This is a genomic window from Sphingopyxis sp. (genome assembly GCF_016704835.1).
Classification (GTDB): domain Bacteria; phylum Pseudomonadota; class Alphaproteobacteria; order Sphingomonadales; family Sphingomonadaceae; genus Sphingopyxis.
Window position 1 is genome coordinate 109,614 of the sequence record NZ_JADIZJ010000005.1, and the last position, 14,754, is coordinate 124,367.

Sequence of the window (14,754 nt, forward strand, 5' to 3'; positions counted from 1 at the left end):
GTGAGGGTATACGAAGCCCTTATGCCCTCACCAAATCCGGCTAGCCAGACACGCTGGCAAGCCTCTCTCCCAAGGGGAGAGGGTTCGCGATGATCATCCTCGGCCTCGACCCCTCGCTCAGCTGCACCGGCTGGGGGATCATCCGTATCGAGGGCAGCCGGATCAGCCACATCGCGAACGGCCAGATCAAGACCGACGCAAAAGCCGCCCTGCCCGATCGGCTGGCACACATTGACACCGTGCTTGCATCGGTAATCGCTGACCACGCGCCGCAGTGCGCCGCGGTCGAGGAAGTCTTCGTCAACGATAACCCCCAATCGACGCTGAAGCTCGCCCACGCCCGCGGCGTCGTCCTCCTCGGCTGCGCGCGCGCCGGACTGACGGTGGGAGAATATGCGCCGCGGCTGGTCAAGAAAGCGATCGTCGGCACAGGTACTGCTGCAAAGGAACAGGTGCAGGCGATGCTGCGCGTGTTGCTGCCCGGAGCAAAGGTGGTGGGAGCCGATGCGGCGGATGCGCTGGCGGTCGCGATCTGCCACGCGAACCATCGCCCGCGATGAGCCCCTCTCTCCCAACGAGAGAGGGTTAAGTTCGCGTCCTGTTCTCTTTTCTTGCGGCAGCGGCGAGGGCGCGCTAACCCCTCAGCATGATCGCGAAACTCACCGGACGGCTGGACTCCAGCGGCGCAGGCCATGCGGTGATCGACGTCGGCGGCGTCGGTTATCTGGTCGAGGCATCGGCGCGCACCCTCGACGCGCTCGGCGCCACCGGCGGCGAGGTCACCATCCATACCGAAATGCTGGTCGGCGAGGATTTCCTGCGCCTGCTCGGATTCGCCAAGGCCGAGGAACGCGACTGGTTCCGCCTGCTTACCAGCGTCCAGGGCGTCGGCGCCAAGGTCGCGCTCGCGATCCTTTCGGCGCTCGAAATCACCGACCTGCAACGCGCGCTCGCGAGCAGCGACAGCGCGATGATCGCGCGCGCCAACGGCGTGGGCCCGAAACTGGCGCAGCGGATCACGCATGAACTGAAGGACAAGGCGGGCGCGCTTGGCGGCATATCGGGCAGCGGCGCGTCCTACATATCCGCCACCCCCGGCCCCCTCGCCGACGCCGTCACCGCCCTCACCGGCCTCGGCTTCAAACCCGGCGAAGCGAGCGCCGCGGTTGCGGCTGCAAGCGAGGAATTGGGCGCGGATGCCAGCCTCGATGCGCTCGTTCGTGTGGCGCTCAAGAAAGCGGCAAAGTGACCGCCCCCACCCGCAACGCCTCCTGCCGCTGCGGCCAGATCCGCATCGCCTGCTCCGGCGAACCCATCCGCGTGTCCGTCTGCCATTGCCGCGAGTGCAAGGCGCGCAGCGGCAGCGCCTTTGCCGCGCAGGTCCGCTTCCCCGCCGAGCAGGTTCGCACCGAAGGCGAGGCGAAGGCGCGGATGTGGCAATATACCGGCGACAGCGGCAACAGCGCCGACTTCTACTTCTGCGCCACCTGCGGCTCGGGCGTCTGGTACCGGGCGCACCCCTATCATGACGCCTATGCTATTCCGCTCGGCAATTTCGAACCCGGCCACGGCTTCGTTCCCGACTATTCGGTGTACGAGGACCGCAAGGAACCTTGGGTTTCGATCACCGGCGATGCAATAGACCATCATGACTGAGCCCGCCGCCGCCCGCCGCCCCAAAGCCTTTGCCTTTGACGTCTTCGGCACCGTTGTCGACTGGCGGAGCAGCATCGCCCGCGAATCCGCGACCTTCCTCGCAAAGATCGACCGCAGCGACATCGACGCCCATGAATTCGCCGACCAGTGGCGTCGCCGCTATTTGCCCGCGATGGCGGCGGTCAGCGGCGGGCAGCGCGGCTTCGTCAAGCTCGACATCCTACACCGCGAGATGCTCGACGCGGTGCTGCACGATCTGGACATCGACCCCGCCGCGCTCGACCCTGCGCTGCTCGCCGACTGGACCAACGCCTGGCACCGGCTCGATCCCTGGCCCGATAGCGTCGCGGGGATCGCGCGGCTGCGCACCGCCTTTCCCGTCGTCACGCTGTCGAACGGCAATGTGTCGCTGATGATCGATATGGCGCGCCGCGCCGGCATCATATGGGATGCCATCCTCGGCGCCGAATATGCCCGAGCGTATAAACCGCAACCCGCCGCCTATCTCGCAGCCGCCGACGCGCTGGCGCTGCCGCCGCAAGAGCTTTGCCTCGTCGCCTCGCATCACAGCGACCTTGCCGGCGCGCGTGCTTGCGGGCTGATGACCGCCCATATCGACCGCCCGCTGGAATATGGCGGTGCTCGCGCACCCGATGCCGACGCGGCGCAGGATTGGGAGTATAGCGCCGACAGCCTGACCGCCTTGGCGGCGCAACTGGGATGCTGATTTGACCGACCTCACCACTCCCATTCGCACCCCCGAGGACGCCGACGCCGCGCTGCGCCCCAAAACGCTCGCCGAATTCGTCGGCCAGGCGGCGGCGCGCGAGAATTTGCGGATCTTTATCGAGGCGGCAAAGTCGCGCTCCGACGCGCTCGACCATGTGCTGTTCTACGGCCCGCCCGGCCTCGGCAAGACGACGCTGGCGCAGATCGTGGCGCGCGAGCTTGGCGTCGGCTTCCGTGCCACCTCCGGTCCGGTGATCGCCAAGGCCGGCGACCTCGCGGCGCTGCTCACCAATCTCGAGGATGGCGATGTCCTGTTCATCGACGAGATCCACCGCCTGTCGCCCGCGGTCGAGGAAATCCTCTATCCGGCGATGGAAGACCGCGCGCTCGACATCATGATCGGCGAAGGACCGTCGGCGCGCTCCGTCCGCATCGACCTGCCGAAGTTTACGCTGGTCGGCGCAACGACGCGGCAGGGGCTGCTGACGACGCCATTGCGCGACCGCTTCGGCATCCCGGTGCGGCTCAATTTTTATACGCACGGCGAGCTCGAACAGGTGATCACCCGCGCCGCGCGCCTGCTGGCGTTGCCGATCGCCTCCGACGGGGCGCTCGAAATCGCCAAGCGCTCACGCGGCACTCCGCGCATCGCCGGGCGGCTGCTCCGCCGCGTGCGCGATTTCGCGACCGTCGCGGGCCATGCCATCGTCGACGCCAAATCGGCCGACGCCGCGCTCAACCGGCTCGAAGTCGACGCGCTCGGCCTCGACGCGATGGACCGGCGCTACCTGACGATGATCGCCGATATTTACCGCGGCGGTCCGGTCGGGGTCGAGACGATGGCGGCGGGGCTGTCCGAACCGCGCGACACGATCGAGGATGTGATCGAGCCCTATCTGCTCCAGGTCGGCCTGATCGCGCGCACCGCGCGCGGGCGGATGCTCAACGCCAGTGCGTGGAAACATCTTGGCCTCAATCCGCCTGCGGGGTCGCAGGACGGGCTATTCGACGAGGGTAAATAACGCCTCGACCGGCCGCCCCAGCGCCCGCGCCAGTTTAAGCGCGAGCAGCGTTGAGGGGACAAACACCCCGTTTTCGACGGTGTTGATCGTCTTGCGGCTCACCCCGATCAGTTCGGCCAGTTCGGCCTGCGTCCAACCACACGCCTCACGCGCGCTGCGCAGGTCATTACCAAGCTGTTCAGCCACGCATCGACCGCCGTTCGAGTATGCCAAAGCGCAGCACCGCCGTCGCAACCCCGGCGCTCAGCATCAGGCGCAATGTCTCGCGCGCGGCAATATCTTCGAAGAAACTCAAGGCGTAAAGTGCGAACGCGGTTGCGATCATCGCCCAGAACCCCTTCACCATTGCGTCGCGGCGGTTGGCGATCGTCGTCTCGTCGTTCATCAGCGCGCGCACGTTGCGACCCCGCAGCAGCCCGCCACCCACCGCGAGCAGGAACAAAAGCGCCGCCGCCCAAACGATCCACGCCGCCAGCTTGACCGTCTCGGGCCGCGACGTGGGCACATCGGTGCCCAGGCTCGTCGCCATGCTGGCGAGGAAAAATACCGCCAGCACGGTCGAAACCCGCGCCCGCCGCGCGCTCAATTTTTCGGCTAAAGCAAAATCGTCGCTCGTCATCGGCCATCCCCCCTAAGTAACCTAAGGGTGACATATGTAACCTATAGGTGACACATGTCAAATCGCGTCGTCGCGATCGCTACGCGCAGCCGTCGCCTACTTCCGCGTTTTCCCCGCGAATAGGGCCTCGTGTGCGACGAACCGAATATCACCCCTTTGCGACGAGTCGAAGGCCCGCTATCGATCAACCCTATGGTAAACGCCCCGCCCCCCTTCATCCCCGGCGCCTTCGTCGGGGCGGAGCATCACTACCGTGCGCGCGTCTATTTCGAGGATACCGACCTGTCGGGCATCGTCTACCACGCCAATTACCTGCGCTATATGGAGCGGGCGCGGTCGGACATGCTGCGGATCGCGGGCATCGACCAGCGTGCGGCGATGGACGCGGGCGACGGCAGCTGGGCGGTCACCGACCTGACGATCAAATACCGAAGCCCCGCGCGGCTCGACAATGACCTGCTCGTCGTCAGCACCGTCGAAGCGGTGCGCGGCGCCAGCGTGATCATCGCACAGCGCATCCTTCGCGGAACTGACACGTTAACCGGCGAGACATTGACCGACGGGCGGGTCACCGCTGCCTTTCTGTCGCCTGAGGGTCGGCCGCGCCGCCAGCCCGCGGGCTGGGCCGACCGCTTTACCGCCATCATGAATGGAGAGAAAATCCCTTGCTAGACAATATCTCGCTGGCCGCCGACGCGGCGACGCTTTCCCCCGTCGCGCTGTTCCTCCAGGCCGATATCATCGTCAAGGCGGTGATGATCGGGCTGCTGCTGGCGTCGATCTATGTCTGGGCGGTGATCTTCACGCACGGCCGCAGCGTCAACACGCTGATGCGGGCGTCCGAAAACTTCGAGCGCGATTTCTGGCGCGCAGATAATATCGACAAATTCTTCGATAAAAATGGCAGCGAGGAGTTGCCAAGCGCCAAGGTGCTCGGCGCCGGGATCAGCGAATGGCGCCGTTCGACCAAGACCAAAAATGTCGATCGCGACGGCACGCGCGAGCGCCTCGGTATCGCGATGAACAGCGCGGTTGCAGGCGAAGTCGACCGGCTCGCCGAAAAGATCGGCACGCTGGCGACCATCGGATCGGTCGCGCCCTTCGTCGGGCTGTTCGGCACCGTGTGGGGCATTATGCGCAGCTTCACCGCGATTGCGGCCGAGAATAACAGCAGCTTGGCGGTCGTCGCCCCCGGCATCGCCGAGGCTTTGTTTGCGACCGCGATCGGCCTGTTCGCCGCGATCCCCGCAGTGATCGCCTACAACGCCTTTTCGCAGCGCCTGAACCGGCTCGAATCGCGCCTTGGCCGCTTTGCCGACGGGCTGCACGCGACCTTCAGCCGCGAGCTCGAGGTCGAAGCCTGATGGCGATGTCCGGCCCCTCGGGCGGCTTCGGCGGACGGCGCGGTCGCGGCCACCGCCGTGCCCCGATCGCCGACATCAACGTCACCCCGCTCGTCGATGTCATGCTGGTGCTGCTGATCATCTTCATGATCACCGCCCCCTTGCTCGCCTCCGCCGTGCCGATCGACCTGCCCGAAAGCCGTGCGAAGCCGGTCGAGACCGAGGAACAGGAACCGGTGCAACTGTCGATCAACGCCGACGACACGCTGTATATCGGCGAAGAGGTGGTGCCCGAGGCCGAACTTGCCGCGCGGCTCGACGCGATCGCGCGTGAGCGGCAAGGTGAGGATAAGCCACGCCAGATCATGCTGCGCGCCGACAAGGGGCTCGATTACGGCCGCGTGATGCGCGTCATGGGCGAGCTTAATCGCGCCGGCCTGACGCGGATTTCGCTGGTCACCACGGGCGCCGAGAACGCCGACGACAGCGCGCCGACTGCCGCAGCCGCGGTCACCGACGGTTCAGAAACGGGGCAATAGGGTCACATCATGGCCGCACCACGGGCAATGAGGGGGAATGAAGGACGCGGCATTGCTATCGCGGTGGCGGCGCATGTCGTGATCATCGGTCTGCTGTCCGTCCAGTGGACGGCGGGCGAACGCCGTTTCGACAACCCGCCGATGGAGGTCGATCTCATCGCCGAAACCGCGGTGCAATCGAGCGCGCCGGTGATCAGCGAAACGCCCCCTGCCGCACGGCTGGGCGAAGAAGATATGACCGACATCGCAGCGCCCGAACCGATGCCCGCGCCGCCGCTGCCCGAACCGATCGTTCGCCCGACGCCGGCGCCGACCCCGAAGCAGGTCGCACGTCCCAAGGCGCAGCCCAAACAGGCCCCGCCCGCCGCGGCCAAGGCGCAGCCCAAGGCCGCTCCCAAGGCTCCCCCCGCCAAAAACCGCCCCGCCCGCCCGACCGGCCGGCTCGACGGGATCGCCGAGGGACTGTCAAAGTCGCAGCCGAAAACCCCGGCGAGCAAGGGCGCACCCGCCGCCGCGACCGCGGCCGAGGTGAAACGCTCAATCGACGTCAGCATCAAATCGGCGGTCGCCCCGCGCTGGAACCGGTGCCAGGTCAGCGGCTTCGACGCCGACCAGCTCAAGACGGTGGTCAAATTTCGCCTGACCCAGGCGGGGGCACTCGCCGGATTCACCAGCATCACGACAACCGGTGAAAACGACAGCAACAAGAATCTGGTCCAACGCCATCAGGAATGCGCCAAACGCGCCGTTGAACTTGCCGCCCCCTTCGATCTGCCCGAGGAAAATTACAGCTTCTGGCAGAATTACACGCTCGATTTCATCAAGAGGTAAGCACAATGTTCGTCCGTCCGATTGGCTTCTCGCTCGCCCTGCTCCTGACCGCCGCACCGGTGTTCGCGCAGACCGCCCCTACCCCGCCCGCGGTCACTCCGACCGAGCCGCGCGAGACGATCGAAGGGACGCTGTCGAACGAGCGCACCGTCATCGCCATCCCTTCGCTCGCAACCTCGTCGGTGCAGACCGTCGCGGGCCTGCGCACCGACAGCCTGGGCCGCCAGATCGCCGAAGTGATCGCTGCCGATCTGGAACGCAGCGGCCTTTATGAACCCGTCGGGCCCAGTGGCGTCCGCGCGATCACCCGCGCCGAAGTGCAGGCGCCGCGCTTTGCCGACTGGCAGGCGCGCAATGCCGAAAATGTCGTCCACGGCTTTGTCGATGCCAGCGGTACCGGCGGCCTCGTCGTCGGCTGCTACCTCTACGACACCGCGCTGGGCAGCGAGCTGGTCCGCAAGGGGTTCGAGATTCAGCCCGGCGACTGGCGCCGCGCCGCGCACAAATGCGCCGACGCCATCTATTCGCGCCTGTCGGGCGAAGCGCCCTTTTTTGACAGCCGCGTCGCTTATATCGCCGAGAGCGGCCCCAAAGGGAACCGCATCAAGCGGCTGGCGATCATGGACAGCGACGGCGGCAACCACCGCTTCATCACCAACGGCCAGTCGCTGGCCATCAGCCCGCGATTCTCGCCCGATTACAAAAAGATCGTCTACGTCAGCTATCTGAACAATCGCGTTCGCGTGTTCATCTATGACGTCACCGCCGGGTCGCAGAAGCTGGTCACCGAAAGCGGCAATGCCACCTTTGCCCCGCGCTGGTCGCCCGACGGCACCCAGATCCTCTATTCGATGGCGGTCGGCGGCAACACCGACATCTATCGCATCTCGGCCAACGGCGGCACCCCGGTGCGGCTGACCAGCACTCCGGGCATCGACGTTGGCGGCAGTTTCTCGCCCGACGGCCGCAAGATCGTGTTCGAAAGCGATCGCTCGGGCAGTCAGCAAATCTACACGATGAATATCGATGGGTCGAACCAGCAGCGGATCAGCTTTGGCGGCGGGCGTTCGGCGACCCCCGAATGGTCACCGCGCGGCGATCTGATCGCTTTCACCCGCATGGGCGGCGGCGAATTTCGTATCGGGGTGATGACCCCTTCGGGCGGCAGCAGCCGGATGCTGACCAACAGCTGGCAGGACGAAGCGCCGACCTGGTCGCCGAACGGACGCGTCATCCAGTTTTTCCGCACCACCCCGGGGCGTGAAGGCAAATCGAGCCTGTGGCAGGTCGACCTGACCGGCGTCAATTTGCGCCGCCTGCCGACCCCGCAGGATGGGTCGGATCCCAGCTGGGGGCCGGTGCTGCCGTGACAAAACGGAACCAAATTCGGATAATCGGGTTCCCATATCAGGTTCTGACGCGGCCGAATGGCCCCCACGCGAGAATTTCCCAACAACTACAAGAGGACAGACACCATGACGATACGCAAGAGCACCGCGATGATCGCGGCGATCACCATGCTTGCTGTGGGCGCCTGCGCAAAAAAGGCACCCGAGACGCTGCCACCCGTACCCGAGGGTACTGGCACCGACACCGGCGCGGGTACCGGAACGGGCGTCGTCCCGGGCTCGCAGGAAGATTTCCTTGCCAGTGTCGGCCTTGAAGGCGACCGCATCTTCTTCGACTTTGACCAGTATAATGTCGACAGCGCCGACATGGCGACGCTGCAGAGCCAGTCGCAGTGGTTGCAGCGCAACCCGGCGGTCCGCGTTACGCTCGAAGGCCACGCGGACGAACGCGGCACCCGCGATTACAATATCGCGCTCGGCGAACGCCGCGCCAACGCGGCGAAAAACTATCTTGCCTCGCTGGGCATCGATCCGTCGCGGATCAGCGTCATCAGCTATGGCAAGGAACGTCCGGCCGAAATCGGTTCGACCGAGGAAGCCTATGCCAAGAACCGCCGCGCAGTGACCGTTGTCATCGGGCGATAAGCAGCGGCCACAACGGCACCGCGGCGTAAGCGGCGCAACACGCAAAGACACCGAAGGGGACCGGCCGCTGAGCAAGCGGCTGATCCCTTTTTCGTTGCGCGGTCAGCGCCCAGACGATGCCGCCCAGGCTGGCGAGCAGCAGCATCAGCGGCAACGCCTGCCAACCGAGCCAGCACCCGATCGCCGCGACCAGCTTGGGATCGCCGCCCCCCATGCCATCACCGCCCCGCGCGCGGCGATAGCCCCAGGCGATGAGCGCGAGCACCCCGCCGCCCGCAAGCGCACCGATCCAGCGATCGAGCAGCGGCGCGCCAAGCAGCGGGCCGGCGAGCAACAGCCCGACCACCGCCAGCAAAGCATTCAGCCGATCGGGAAGCCAGAAATGCCGCGCATCGAGCAACGCGAGCGGCAGCAACATCCAGCCGAACAAGGCCCACAACCAGCCGGACATCCCCGGCATGGCCGTGAGCGCAATTGCGCCGATTAGCGCCGATCCCAGCTCGACCCGCCAATGGAAGGGATCAATCGCTGCGCGGCACTTTCGACACCATCCGCGCGCAATCATCGCCGAAAGCAGCGGCACAAGATCGGCCGCGCCGAGCGTCCGCCCACACGCGTCGCATTGCGACCGCCCGAACACCGAACGCTCCGCGGGCCAGCGCAGCACCAGCGTTGCTATAAAGCTGCCGAGAACCAGCCCGATCACAGCGGCAAACGCGACGCCCATGCCAAAGGGCAAGGCATCGAGGATGATCACTTCAGAAGCGGCCTGTCGCCGCCAGCACGAAGCCGCCCGAACCGGCCTTGAACCCCAGCATCGCGAGCGCGGCTGCCATCGCCGGGTCGCGGTCGACATTGATCGCGAACTGGGCGCGGTACGCGCCGGTGCCGTCGAACGCCAGGGTCAGCCGCTCCATCCCCGACTGGCTGGCAAGCGCTGCCTGCGCCCGCCCACCCGCACATCGCAGCGGGCCCGACAGGCCGCGCGACAGGTCGAGCCCGGCGATCGGCGCGCTGACCGCCAACTGGATGCGCCCGCTCGCGCGGGTGCATTTTCCGGCGGCGTCGAACCGGAGCGTCGCGCCTTCGAAGCGGATCGTGTCGACCGGGATCATCGCCAGCCCGCCCGACATCGTGGTCGTGCCATTGACGTCGGATACGCCGCGCGGATTGCTGCCGTGCAGCCGCCCCGCGAGCGCGCCGAGCCGCTCGTCGGTGCGTGAAAAAGCGAGTTCGGTTTTCCCGCCGAGCAGCGCCAGCGGCGACAAGCTGGCGCGCACCGTGCCGAGCGGCAGGGCGCCAAGCCGCGCCTCGACCAGCTCGCCCGACCATATTGAACCGCGCACCTCGCGCGCCGTCACGCCAGCATCGTTCGCCTCCGACCACGCCAGCGCCAGCCGCATCGGGAAGGTGGCGAAGATCAGGATCAGCGCCAGCAGCAGCGCCGCCGCGCCCCAGCGTCGCCGCAAACTCATTGCCCGCCCTTTCGCAGTTCGGCGGTCAGCCCGACGGTGCCGTCGGCAGCCGGGGTGATCGTCAGTTGGTCGATGACGAAGCCCTGCCCCTCAAGCGAGGCGAGCCAGTCGGTGAGCACCGGTGCCCGCGCAGTGGCGATGGCAATCGTCGCCTGCCCCGCGCCCCGCGCCTCGTTGCGGTCGAGCGTCAGCCCGATTTCGCTCGCCGACTGCGCGAGATATTGATCGATCGCCGCCGCTTCGAGGGTCGTCGCGACCGATTTTGCCGGGCGCTGCGCGAGCAATTGCACCTTCGCCGCGACCCGGCCCTCGCGTTCGATTGCGGCGCGATGCCGACTTTCGAGATCGACAACAGCCGCATAGGCGGGACGGCCAAGCCCCCACAGGATAACCCCGAGCGCCAGCACCCCGGCGATGCCGACCAGCCAGCGTTCGCGCTGCGACAGGCCCAGCCACCAGGTTTTCAATCGCTCGGTCATGGCACCGCCCGAATCGTGATATTCGCCATCTGCTGGCCGTCGCTACCCGCCATCGGCTGCGCCGTGACGCGGTAACCGCGGGCCTGGAGCGCGAGCAGCACGGCGTTGATATCCTCGACCCGCGGCGCCGCGAGCATTGTGGTCAGCGTGCCGTCAGTACGGTGCGACAGTGTCTTGAGCGCAACGCCCGGAGTGTCGCGCATCGCGTCATAGAGCGCCGACGCCGGAACCGAGAACGCCAGCGGACCGCCGCCGGCGGCCGCGAGCCGGCGATCGAGTTCGGCCTCTGCCGCGGTGGCGTCGGTCGCGGTTACCCCCGCCTTTTTGGCCATCGCGACCACTGCGTCATCGGCACGGCCGCTGTCGGACGCCAGGCGCACGGCATGGATGATTGGGATCAGCAGGCTGACGACAAACAGCGCGATGGCCAGTCGCTTGGCCAGCCGCAGCAGCGCCGGGTCGAGCGACCAGCTGCGCTTCGGCTTCCATTCCCCGCTGAGCAAGTCGAGCGGCGCGGCGGCGAGCGTCATCAGCAGTGCTTCGCGCATCCGGTCGGCGTCGAGCGGCAGGATCGCGTGGCCGCGCGCGATCAGCGGGTCGAGTTGCGGATCGGACGCATAGGCGTGATCGGCGGCCCGCACGATCTGTTCGCCGCCAACCTCGGCGGTCCACAAGCTGTCGGGTTCGGGCGGCGGCACCGCGGCGGCGGCGGGAATAATCGCGGCGGGCGACAGGTCGCGCGCCTTCAGCCAGTCGGACCACGCGGTCATCACCGCGTGCGTCGTCACCGCCACCGGCACCGCCTGCCCGGCTTCGATCGGCTGCCCCGCAACAATATGCAGCAAGGCGCCATCGCCGAGGCTATCCTTCAACGTATCGACGCGCGCCGCCGATGCCGCCTGCGCGGGCGCCGCATCGGGATAATGCCGCCAGCGCAGCGGCACGTCCGCGGCGGGCGCCAGTGCGATCAGGCGGTCATCGCCGCTGTCGTCCTGCGGTTTTTCCCAGGCATCGACCCAGCCGTCATCCTGCCCCGAATCGACGATCACGCCGTCGTCGATGCGCAGCCACGCGGGCGGGAGCGCATTCTCGTCGCCCAGCGTCGCCACGGGGGGCAACCACAGAACCAAAGTGCGGGACATATCAGTCGCTCTCGCCCCAATCCCGGCGGACAACGACGGGCGCAGCCTGCCCGGCGGAGGGAGCGCCGCCGTTGGCGTCGATGAGCGAAACTGCCGTCAAAAACCCGTCCCCCATCGTCACATTCGTTGTCAGTGTCAGCCAGCGGCTGGTCACCCCCGCCTGTTCGGCCACCTCGGTCGGCGGGTCGAACCGTTCGAGGGGTCCCGCCTCCCAGAATCGCACGCTGCTGCCATAGCCGCCCGCGGGGCGCGCCGCCAGCGCTGCGCGCGCGTCGGCGAGCGTCATTTCGCCGGGCAGCAGCATCGCGACCAGCGGCGCCTGCTCGGGCGCCAGCGTGTTGACGTTCAGCCGCACCGGGTCGGTCACCGGCAGCACGCATATCCAGGGTTTCAGCCGCGCATAGATTTTGGGACTGATCCCGCGTACCGCACGCAGCTCGCTGACGTCGGCCATCTTGCGGTTCGCCGCCAGATAGGCGCCGGGTAGCGAGCGATAGACATTGTCTTCGGCGCCGAGCGGGCCGTCGTTGCTGTCGCTGTCGATCCAGTCGGCGGCCGCGCCCGCGATCGCCTGCGCCTGCGCGGCGTCGATCCCGAGCAAAGTCATCAGCGCGCCGAACTGGCGCATCGACCCCGATCGCTGGCTGAACCGCCCCGGCACCGTCTCGGCGACGAGGCTGTTGAGGTTAAAGCAATTGTTCGCATCGGACAGCTTCGCGCGACCCTCCCCCCCCGGCAGCGGCAAAGTGAAATCGCGCCCCAGCCAGCCGCCCGCGAGCGTCAGCTTGGCGGGATCGCGCCCAACCAGATCGGCGACGCGGCGCAGCGCAATCTGTTCGGCGGCGAAGCTGTACGCGCGCCCCTGATCGACTGTGGCAGCGCTGCCCGCGATCCGCGTCGCCAGCGTCAGCCGGTCGAGCGCCGTCGCCGCGATCACCGCCATCACCGCGACGAGCAGCAACACGGTGAGGAGCGCAGCGCCGCGCTCATGGGAGAGGCCGCGCGTCATGACGGCGGATTTTCGGCCGCAGGCGGCGGCGGGGGTAGCGTCGGCGCGGTGAGGAACAGCATCGTCAGCGCCTTGCGCCCGCTGCGCGACACCCGCACCTCGACCGCACGCGGCAGGCGGTCGCCCGGTTCGGAGCTCCAGATTTCGGCCCAGTTGCCCACGTCGTCACGATAACGCACCGCGACCGCAGCGACTTCACCAAGCAGCCGGTCGCCCGCATTCATTGCCGTCCCGTCGAGCATCGGTTGCGTGGCGCGTCGCCACTCCCCCCCGACGAGCGCATAAGCGACGCGCTCGACCGCAGGTCGCGGCGATCCGTCAAGCGCCGCCGCGCCGCCATGGACGAAGGCAAAGCCTGTCGATGAGCCGACAAATGCCGGCACCGCTTCTCCCGCCGGCCCGCGCGTCGACCGCTGGACGGCTTGCGCCAGATCGTTCGCCATGACCGCGCGGAGCCGGTTGACCCCGCCCATCGCCTTCAACCGCGTCTGCACCGCATCCTGCGTATCGACGCTGCTGCGTAGCAGGCCGACGCCGATCGCCGCGATCGCGGCAAACAGCGACAGCGCAACGAGCATTTCGATGAGGGTGAAGCCGCGCTCGTCTTTCATCGGCTTGGCCGAATAATCGTCAGCGCCGCCTGCCCGCGCCCGCTTTCGGGGCGAACGATGAGGTCGATGCGCAGCAAGCTGTCATCGGCGGTCTGCGCGACGCGCTGTTCGACGCGCCATTTGCGGCCAGCGTTTTCGACGCCGATCGCGCTGTTGCCGATCGTCGGCGGCGCGGCGTCGGTCCATAATTCGACGGCGCGGTTCTGCGCGACGATGCCGGCGATCGTGCTTTCATCCAGATCGCCCGCGGTGCGCACCGCAAAGGCGTCGAGCCGGAGGAGGGTCAGCGCGGCGATGCTGATGACGCTCAGTGCGACCAGCATTTCAAGAAGGGTGAAGCCGCTTTGCGGTCCATTGGCGCGATCACTTGCCACGGCTGACCTCCCCCGTCGCCGACACGCGCACAATCTCGCGCGCATCGCCGCCGCTCAGCACGACCGCCTGCGGGGTCGGGCTGGTGCCGACGCGGTCGAACAGGATGCGCGCCGCGCCCCGCCCGTCGCCCGCAGCAAAATGGACGTCGCCGGGCCAATTGCGCTGTGCGAACGCACGCCCAGGCAGCGGCTGCCATTCGCCCGCGACCCGCCGTTCAAAGCCATAGCCCGAGGGCGCAAAGTTGACCGCAACGCTGCGCCCTTCGATCACCGCGATGTCGCGCGCTCCGGCGAGCCGCGCCGCAAGCCGGTCGGCTTCGCTGCGCACGCTGCGTTCGTCGCCCGGGATGGTCAGCACAACGGCGGTCGCGGCCAGCGCCATGATCGCAAGCACGACCATCAGTTCGACGAGCGTGAAGCCGTTCGCGTCGCGACGCGCGTGCGCCTTAGCCTTCGCTGCGAATATCCGCATTATCGTCGGTCCCGCCGGGGGCGCCGTCGGCACCGAGCGACCAGACGTCGAATGCCTTGCCGTTCGGCCCGGGCGCCTGATAATTATAGGGGCGACCCCACGGATCGGCGGGCAGTTTCTTGATATAACCGCCGCGGCGATAGCGTTCGGGCTGCGCGAGCGAAGGCGGCGGCGTGCTAAGCGCATTGAGGCCGTCGGTCGACGCCGGATAGGTCAGATTGTCGAGGCGATATTGTTCAAGCGCGGTTTCCAGCGTCGCAATATCGGCCTTGGCCTTGGTCACCATCGCTCGGTCCTGACTGGGCAGCACGTTGATCATCACCACGGTGGCGAGCAGCCCGATGATGAAGATCACGACCATCAGCTCGGTCAGCGTAAAGCCGCGCTCGTCCTTCCTGCGGCGCCGGGCAGACGTCGGGCGCGCCGGATCGAGCATCAGGCGAATGAAAAGCTGCATCA

The 14,754-nt window shown here is 67.2% G+C and carries 22 protein-coding genes; 11 read left to right on the forward strand and 11 right to left on the reverse strand.

Annotated features, from left to right (window positions below; genetic code table 11):
* Positions 1-89 precede the first annotated feature (89 nt).
* The 5 genes from ruvC to ruvB all read left to right on the forward strand — a co-directional run bounded on the left by ruvC (position 90) and on the right by ruvB (position 3,407).
* A complete protein-coding gene (ruvC, locus tag IPF76_RS10045; protein ID WP_293843095.1) occupies positions 90-560 on the forward strand; it encodes a crossover junction endodeoxyribonuclease RuvC in 471 nt (156 codons plus the stop codon).
* 86 nt (positions 561-646) lie between these two features.
* On the forward strand, positions 647-1,249 hold the full coding sequence (gene ruvA, locus IPF76_RS10050; protein WP_293843097.1) for a Holliday junction branch migration protein RuvA: 603 nt from the start codon (positions 647-649) through the stop codon (positions 1,247-1,249).
* On the forward strand, positions 1,246-1,656 hold the full coding sequence (locus IPF76_RS10055) for a GFA family protein (RefSeq protein ID WP_293843099.1): 411 nt from the start codon (positions 1,246-1,248) through the stop codon (positions 1,654-1,656). Before ruvA ends, IPF76_RS10055 begins: the two co-directional genes overlap by 4 nt.
* Positions 1,649-2,383, forward strand: coding sequence for a haloacid dehalogenase type II (locus IPF76_RS10060; protein ID WP_293843101.1), 735 nt, complete (start codon positions 1,649-1,651; stop codon positions 2,381-2,383). The genes IPF76_RS10055 and IPF76_RS10060 overlap by 8 nt, the downstream gene beginning before the upstream one ends.
* Before the next feature lies 1 nt (position 2,384).
* Positions 2,385-3,407: a Holliday junction branch migration DNA helicase RuvB gene (gene ruvB / locus IPF76_RS10065; protein WP_293843103.1), complete on the forward strand. Its 1,023-nt coding sequence runs from the start codon at positions 2,385-2,387 to the stop codon at positions 3,405-3,407.
* Here ruvB and IPF76_RS10070 read toward each other — a convergent pair.
* Entirely contained in the window at positions 3,387-3,593 is a 207-nt protein-coding gene (locus IPF76_RS10070; protein ID WP_293843105.1) for a helix-turn-helix domain-containing protein, read from the reverse strand. The genes ruvB and IPF76_RS10070 overlap by 21 nt on opposite strands.
* A complete protein-coding gene (locus tag IPF76_RS10075) occupies positions 3,586-4,026 on the reverse strand; it encodes a hypothetical protein (protein WP_293843107.1) in 441 nt (146 codons plus the stop codon). Before IPF76_RS10075 ends, IPF76_RS10070 begins: the two co-directional genes overlap by 8 nt.
* A 192-nt stretch (positions 4,027-4,218) precedes the next feature.
* On the opposite strand from IPF76_RS10075, the gene IPF76_RS10080 reads away from it, so the two are divergent.
* The 6 genes from IPF76_RS10080 (at position 4,219) to pal (ending at position 8,733) form a co-directional block, all read left to right on the forward strand.
* Positions 4,219-4,698: a YbgC/FadM family acyl-CoA thioesterase gene (locus tag IPF76_RS10080; RefSeq protein ID WP_293843109.1), complete on the forward strand. Its 480-nt coding sequence runs from the start codon at positions 4,219-4,221 to the stop codon at positions 4,696-4,698.
* Positions 4,692-5,390 carry a protein TolQ gene (gene tolQ / locus IPF76_RS10085; RefSeq protein WP_293843111.1) on the forward strand — a complete coding sequence of 233 codons (699 nt, stop codon included), beginning with the start codon at positions 4,692-4,694 and terminating at the stop codon, positions 5,388-5,390. The genes IPF76_RS10080 and tolQ overlap by 7 nt, the downstream gene beginning before the upstream one ends.
* Complete coding sequence (gene tolR / locus IPF76_RS10090) at positions 5,390-5,908, forward strand: protein TolR (RefSeq protein WP_293843113.1); 519 nt, start codon at positions 5,390-5,392, stop codon at positions 5,906-5,908. Before tolQ ends, tolR begins: the two co-directional genes overlap by 1 nt.
* Before the next feature lie 27 nt (positions 5,909-5,935).
* The gene (locus IPF76_RS10095) at positions 5,936-6,739 is read left to right on the forward strand and encodes a hypothetical protein (RefSeq protein WP_293843115.1); all 804 of its coding nucleotides are present in this window, start codon (positions 5,936-5,938) and stop codon (positions 6,737-6,739) included.
* A gap of 5 nt (positions 6,740-6,744) precedes the next feature.
* Positions 6,745-8,109 (forward strand): Tol-Pal system beta propeller repeat protein TolB, encoded by a 1,365-nt coding sequence (gene tolB, locus IPF76_RS10100; protein ID WP_293843117.1) that lies wholly within the window; start codon positions 6,745-6,747, stop codon positions 8,107-8,109.
* 105 nt (positions 8,110-8,214) lie between these two features.
* Entirely contained in the window at positions 8,215-8,733 is a 519-nt protein-coding gene (gene pal / locus IPF76_RS10105; protein WP_293843119.1) for a peptidoglycan-associated lipoprotein Pal, read from the forward strand.
* On the opposite strand, the gene IPF76_RS10110 is transcribed toward pal, so the two are convergent.
* The 9 genes from IPF76_RS10110 to gspG are packed head-to-tail and all read right to left on the reverse strand — an operon-like array spanning position 8,720 to position 14,752.
* The gene (locus tag IPF76_RS10110; RefSeq protein WP_293843121.1) at positions 8,720-9,490 is read right to left on the reverse strand and encodes an A24 family peptidase; all 771 of its coding nucleotides are present in this window, start codon (positions 9,488-9,490) and stop codon (positions 8,720-8,722) included. The two genes, pal and IPF76_RS10110, sit on opposite strands and share 14 nt — an antisense overlap.
* A gap of 1 nt (position 9,491) precedes the next feature.
* The gene (gspN, locus tag IPF76_RS10115; RefSeq protein WP_293843124.1) at positions 9,492-10,208 is read right to left on the reverse strand and encodes a type II secretion system protein N; all 717 of its coding nucleotides are present in this window, start codon (positions 10,206-10,208) and stop codon (positions 9,492-9,494) included.
* The gene (gspM, locus tag IPF76_RS10120) at positions 10,205-10,687 is read right to left on the reverse strand and encodes a type II secretion system protein GspM (RefSeq protein ID WP_293843126.1); all 483 of its coding nucleotides are present in this window, start codon (positions 10,685-10,687) and stop codon (positions 10,205-10,207) included. The genes gspN and gspM overlap by 4 nt, the downstream gene beginning before the upstream one ends.
* Complete coding sequence (gene gspL / locus IPF76_RS10125) at positions 10,684-11,829, reverse strand: type II secretion system protein GspL (protein WP_293843128.1); 1,146 nt, start codon at positions 11,827-11,829, stop codon at positions 10,684-10,686. Before gspL ends, gspM begins: the two co-directional genes overlap by 4 nt.
* A gap of 1 nt (position 11,830) precedes the next feature.
* Entirely contained in the window at positions 11,831-12,838 is a 1,008-nt protein-coding gene (gene gspK, locus IPF76_RS10130) for a type II secretion system minor pseudopilin GspK (protein WP_293843130.1), read from the reverse strand.
* On the reverse strand, positions 12,835-13,449 hold the full coding sequence (gene gspJ, locus IPF76_RS10135) for a type II secretion system minor pseudopilin GspJ (RefSeq protein WP_293843132.1): 615 nt from the start codon (positions 13,447-13,449) through the stop codon (positions 12,835-12,837). The genes gspK and gspJ overlap by 4 nt, the downstream gene beginning before the upstream one ends.
* Positions 13,446-13,823, reverse strand: coding sequence for a type II secretion system minor pseudopilin GspI (gene gspI / locus IPF76_RS10140; protein WP_293843134.1), 378 nt, complete (start codon positions 13,821-13,823; stop codon positions 13,446-13,448). Before gspI ends, gspJ begins: the two co-directional genes overlap by 4 nt.
* Positions 13,813-14,295 (reverse strand): GspH/FimT family pseudopilin, encoded by a 483-nt coding sequence (locus IPF76_RS10145; protein WP_293843136.1) that lies wholly within the window; start codon positions 14,293-14,295, stop codon positions 13,813-13,815. Before IPF76_RS10145 ends, gspI begins: the two co-directional genes overlap by 11 nt.
* On the reverse strand, positions 14,270-14,752 hold the full coding sequence (gspG, locus tag IPF76_RS10150; protein WP_293843138.1) for a type II secretion system major pseudopilin GspG: 483 nt from the start codon (positions 14,750-14,752) through the stop codon (positions 14,270-14,272). The genes IPF76_RS10145 and gspG overlap by 26 nt, the downstream gene beginning before the upstream one ends.
* Positions 14,753-14,754 lie beyond the last annotated feature (2 nt).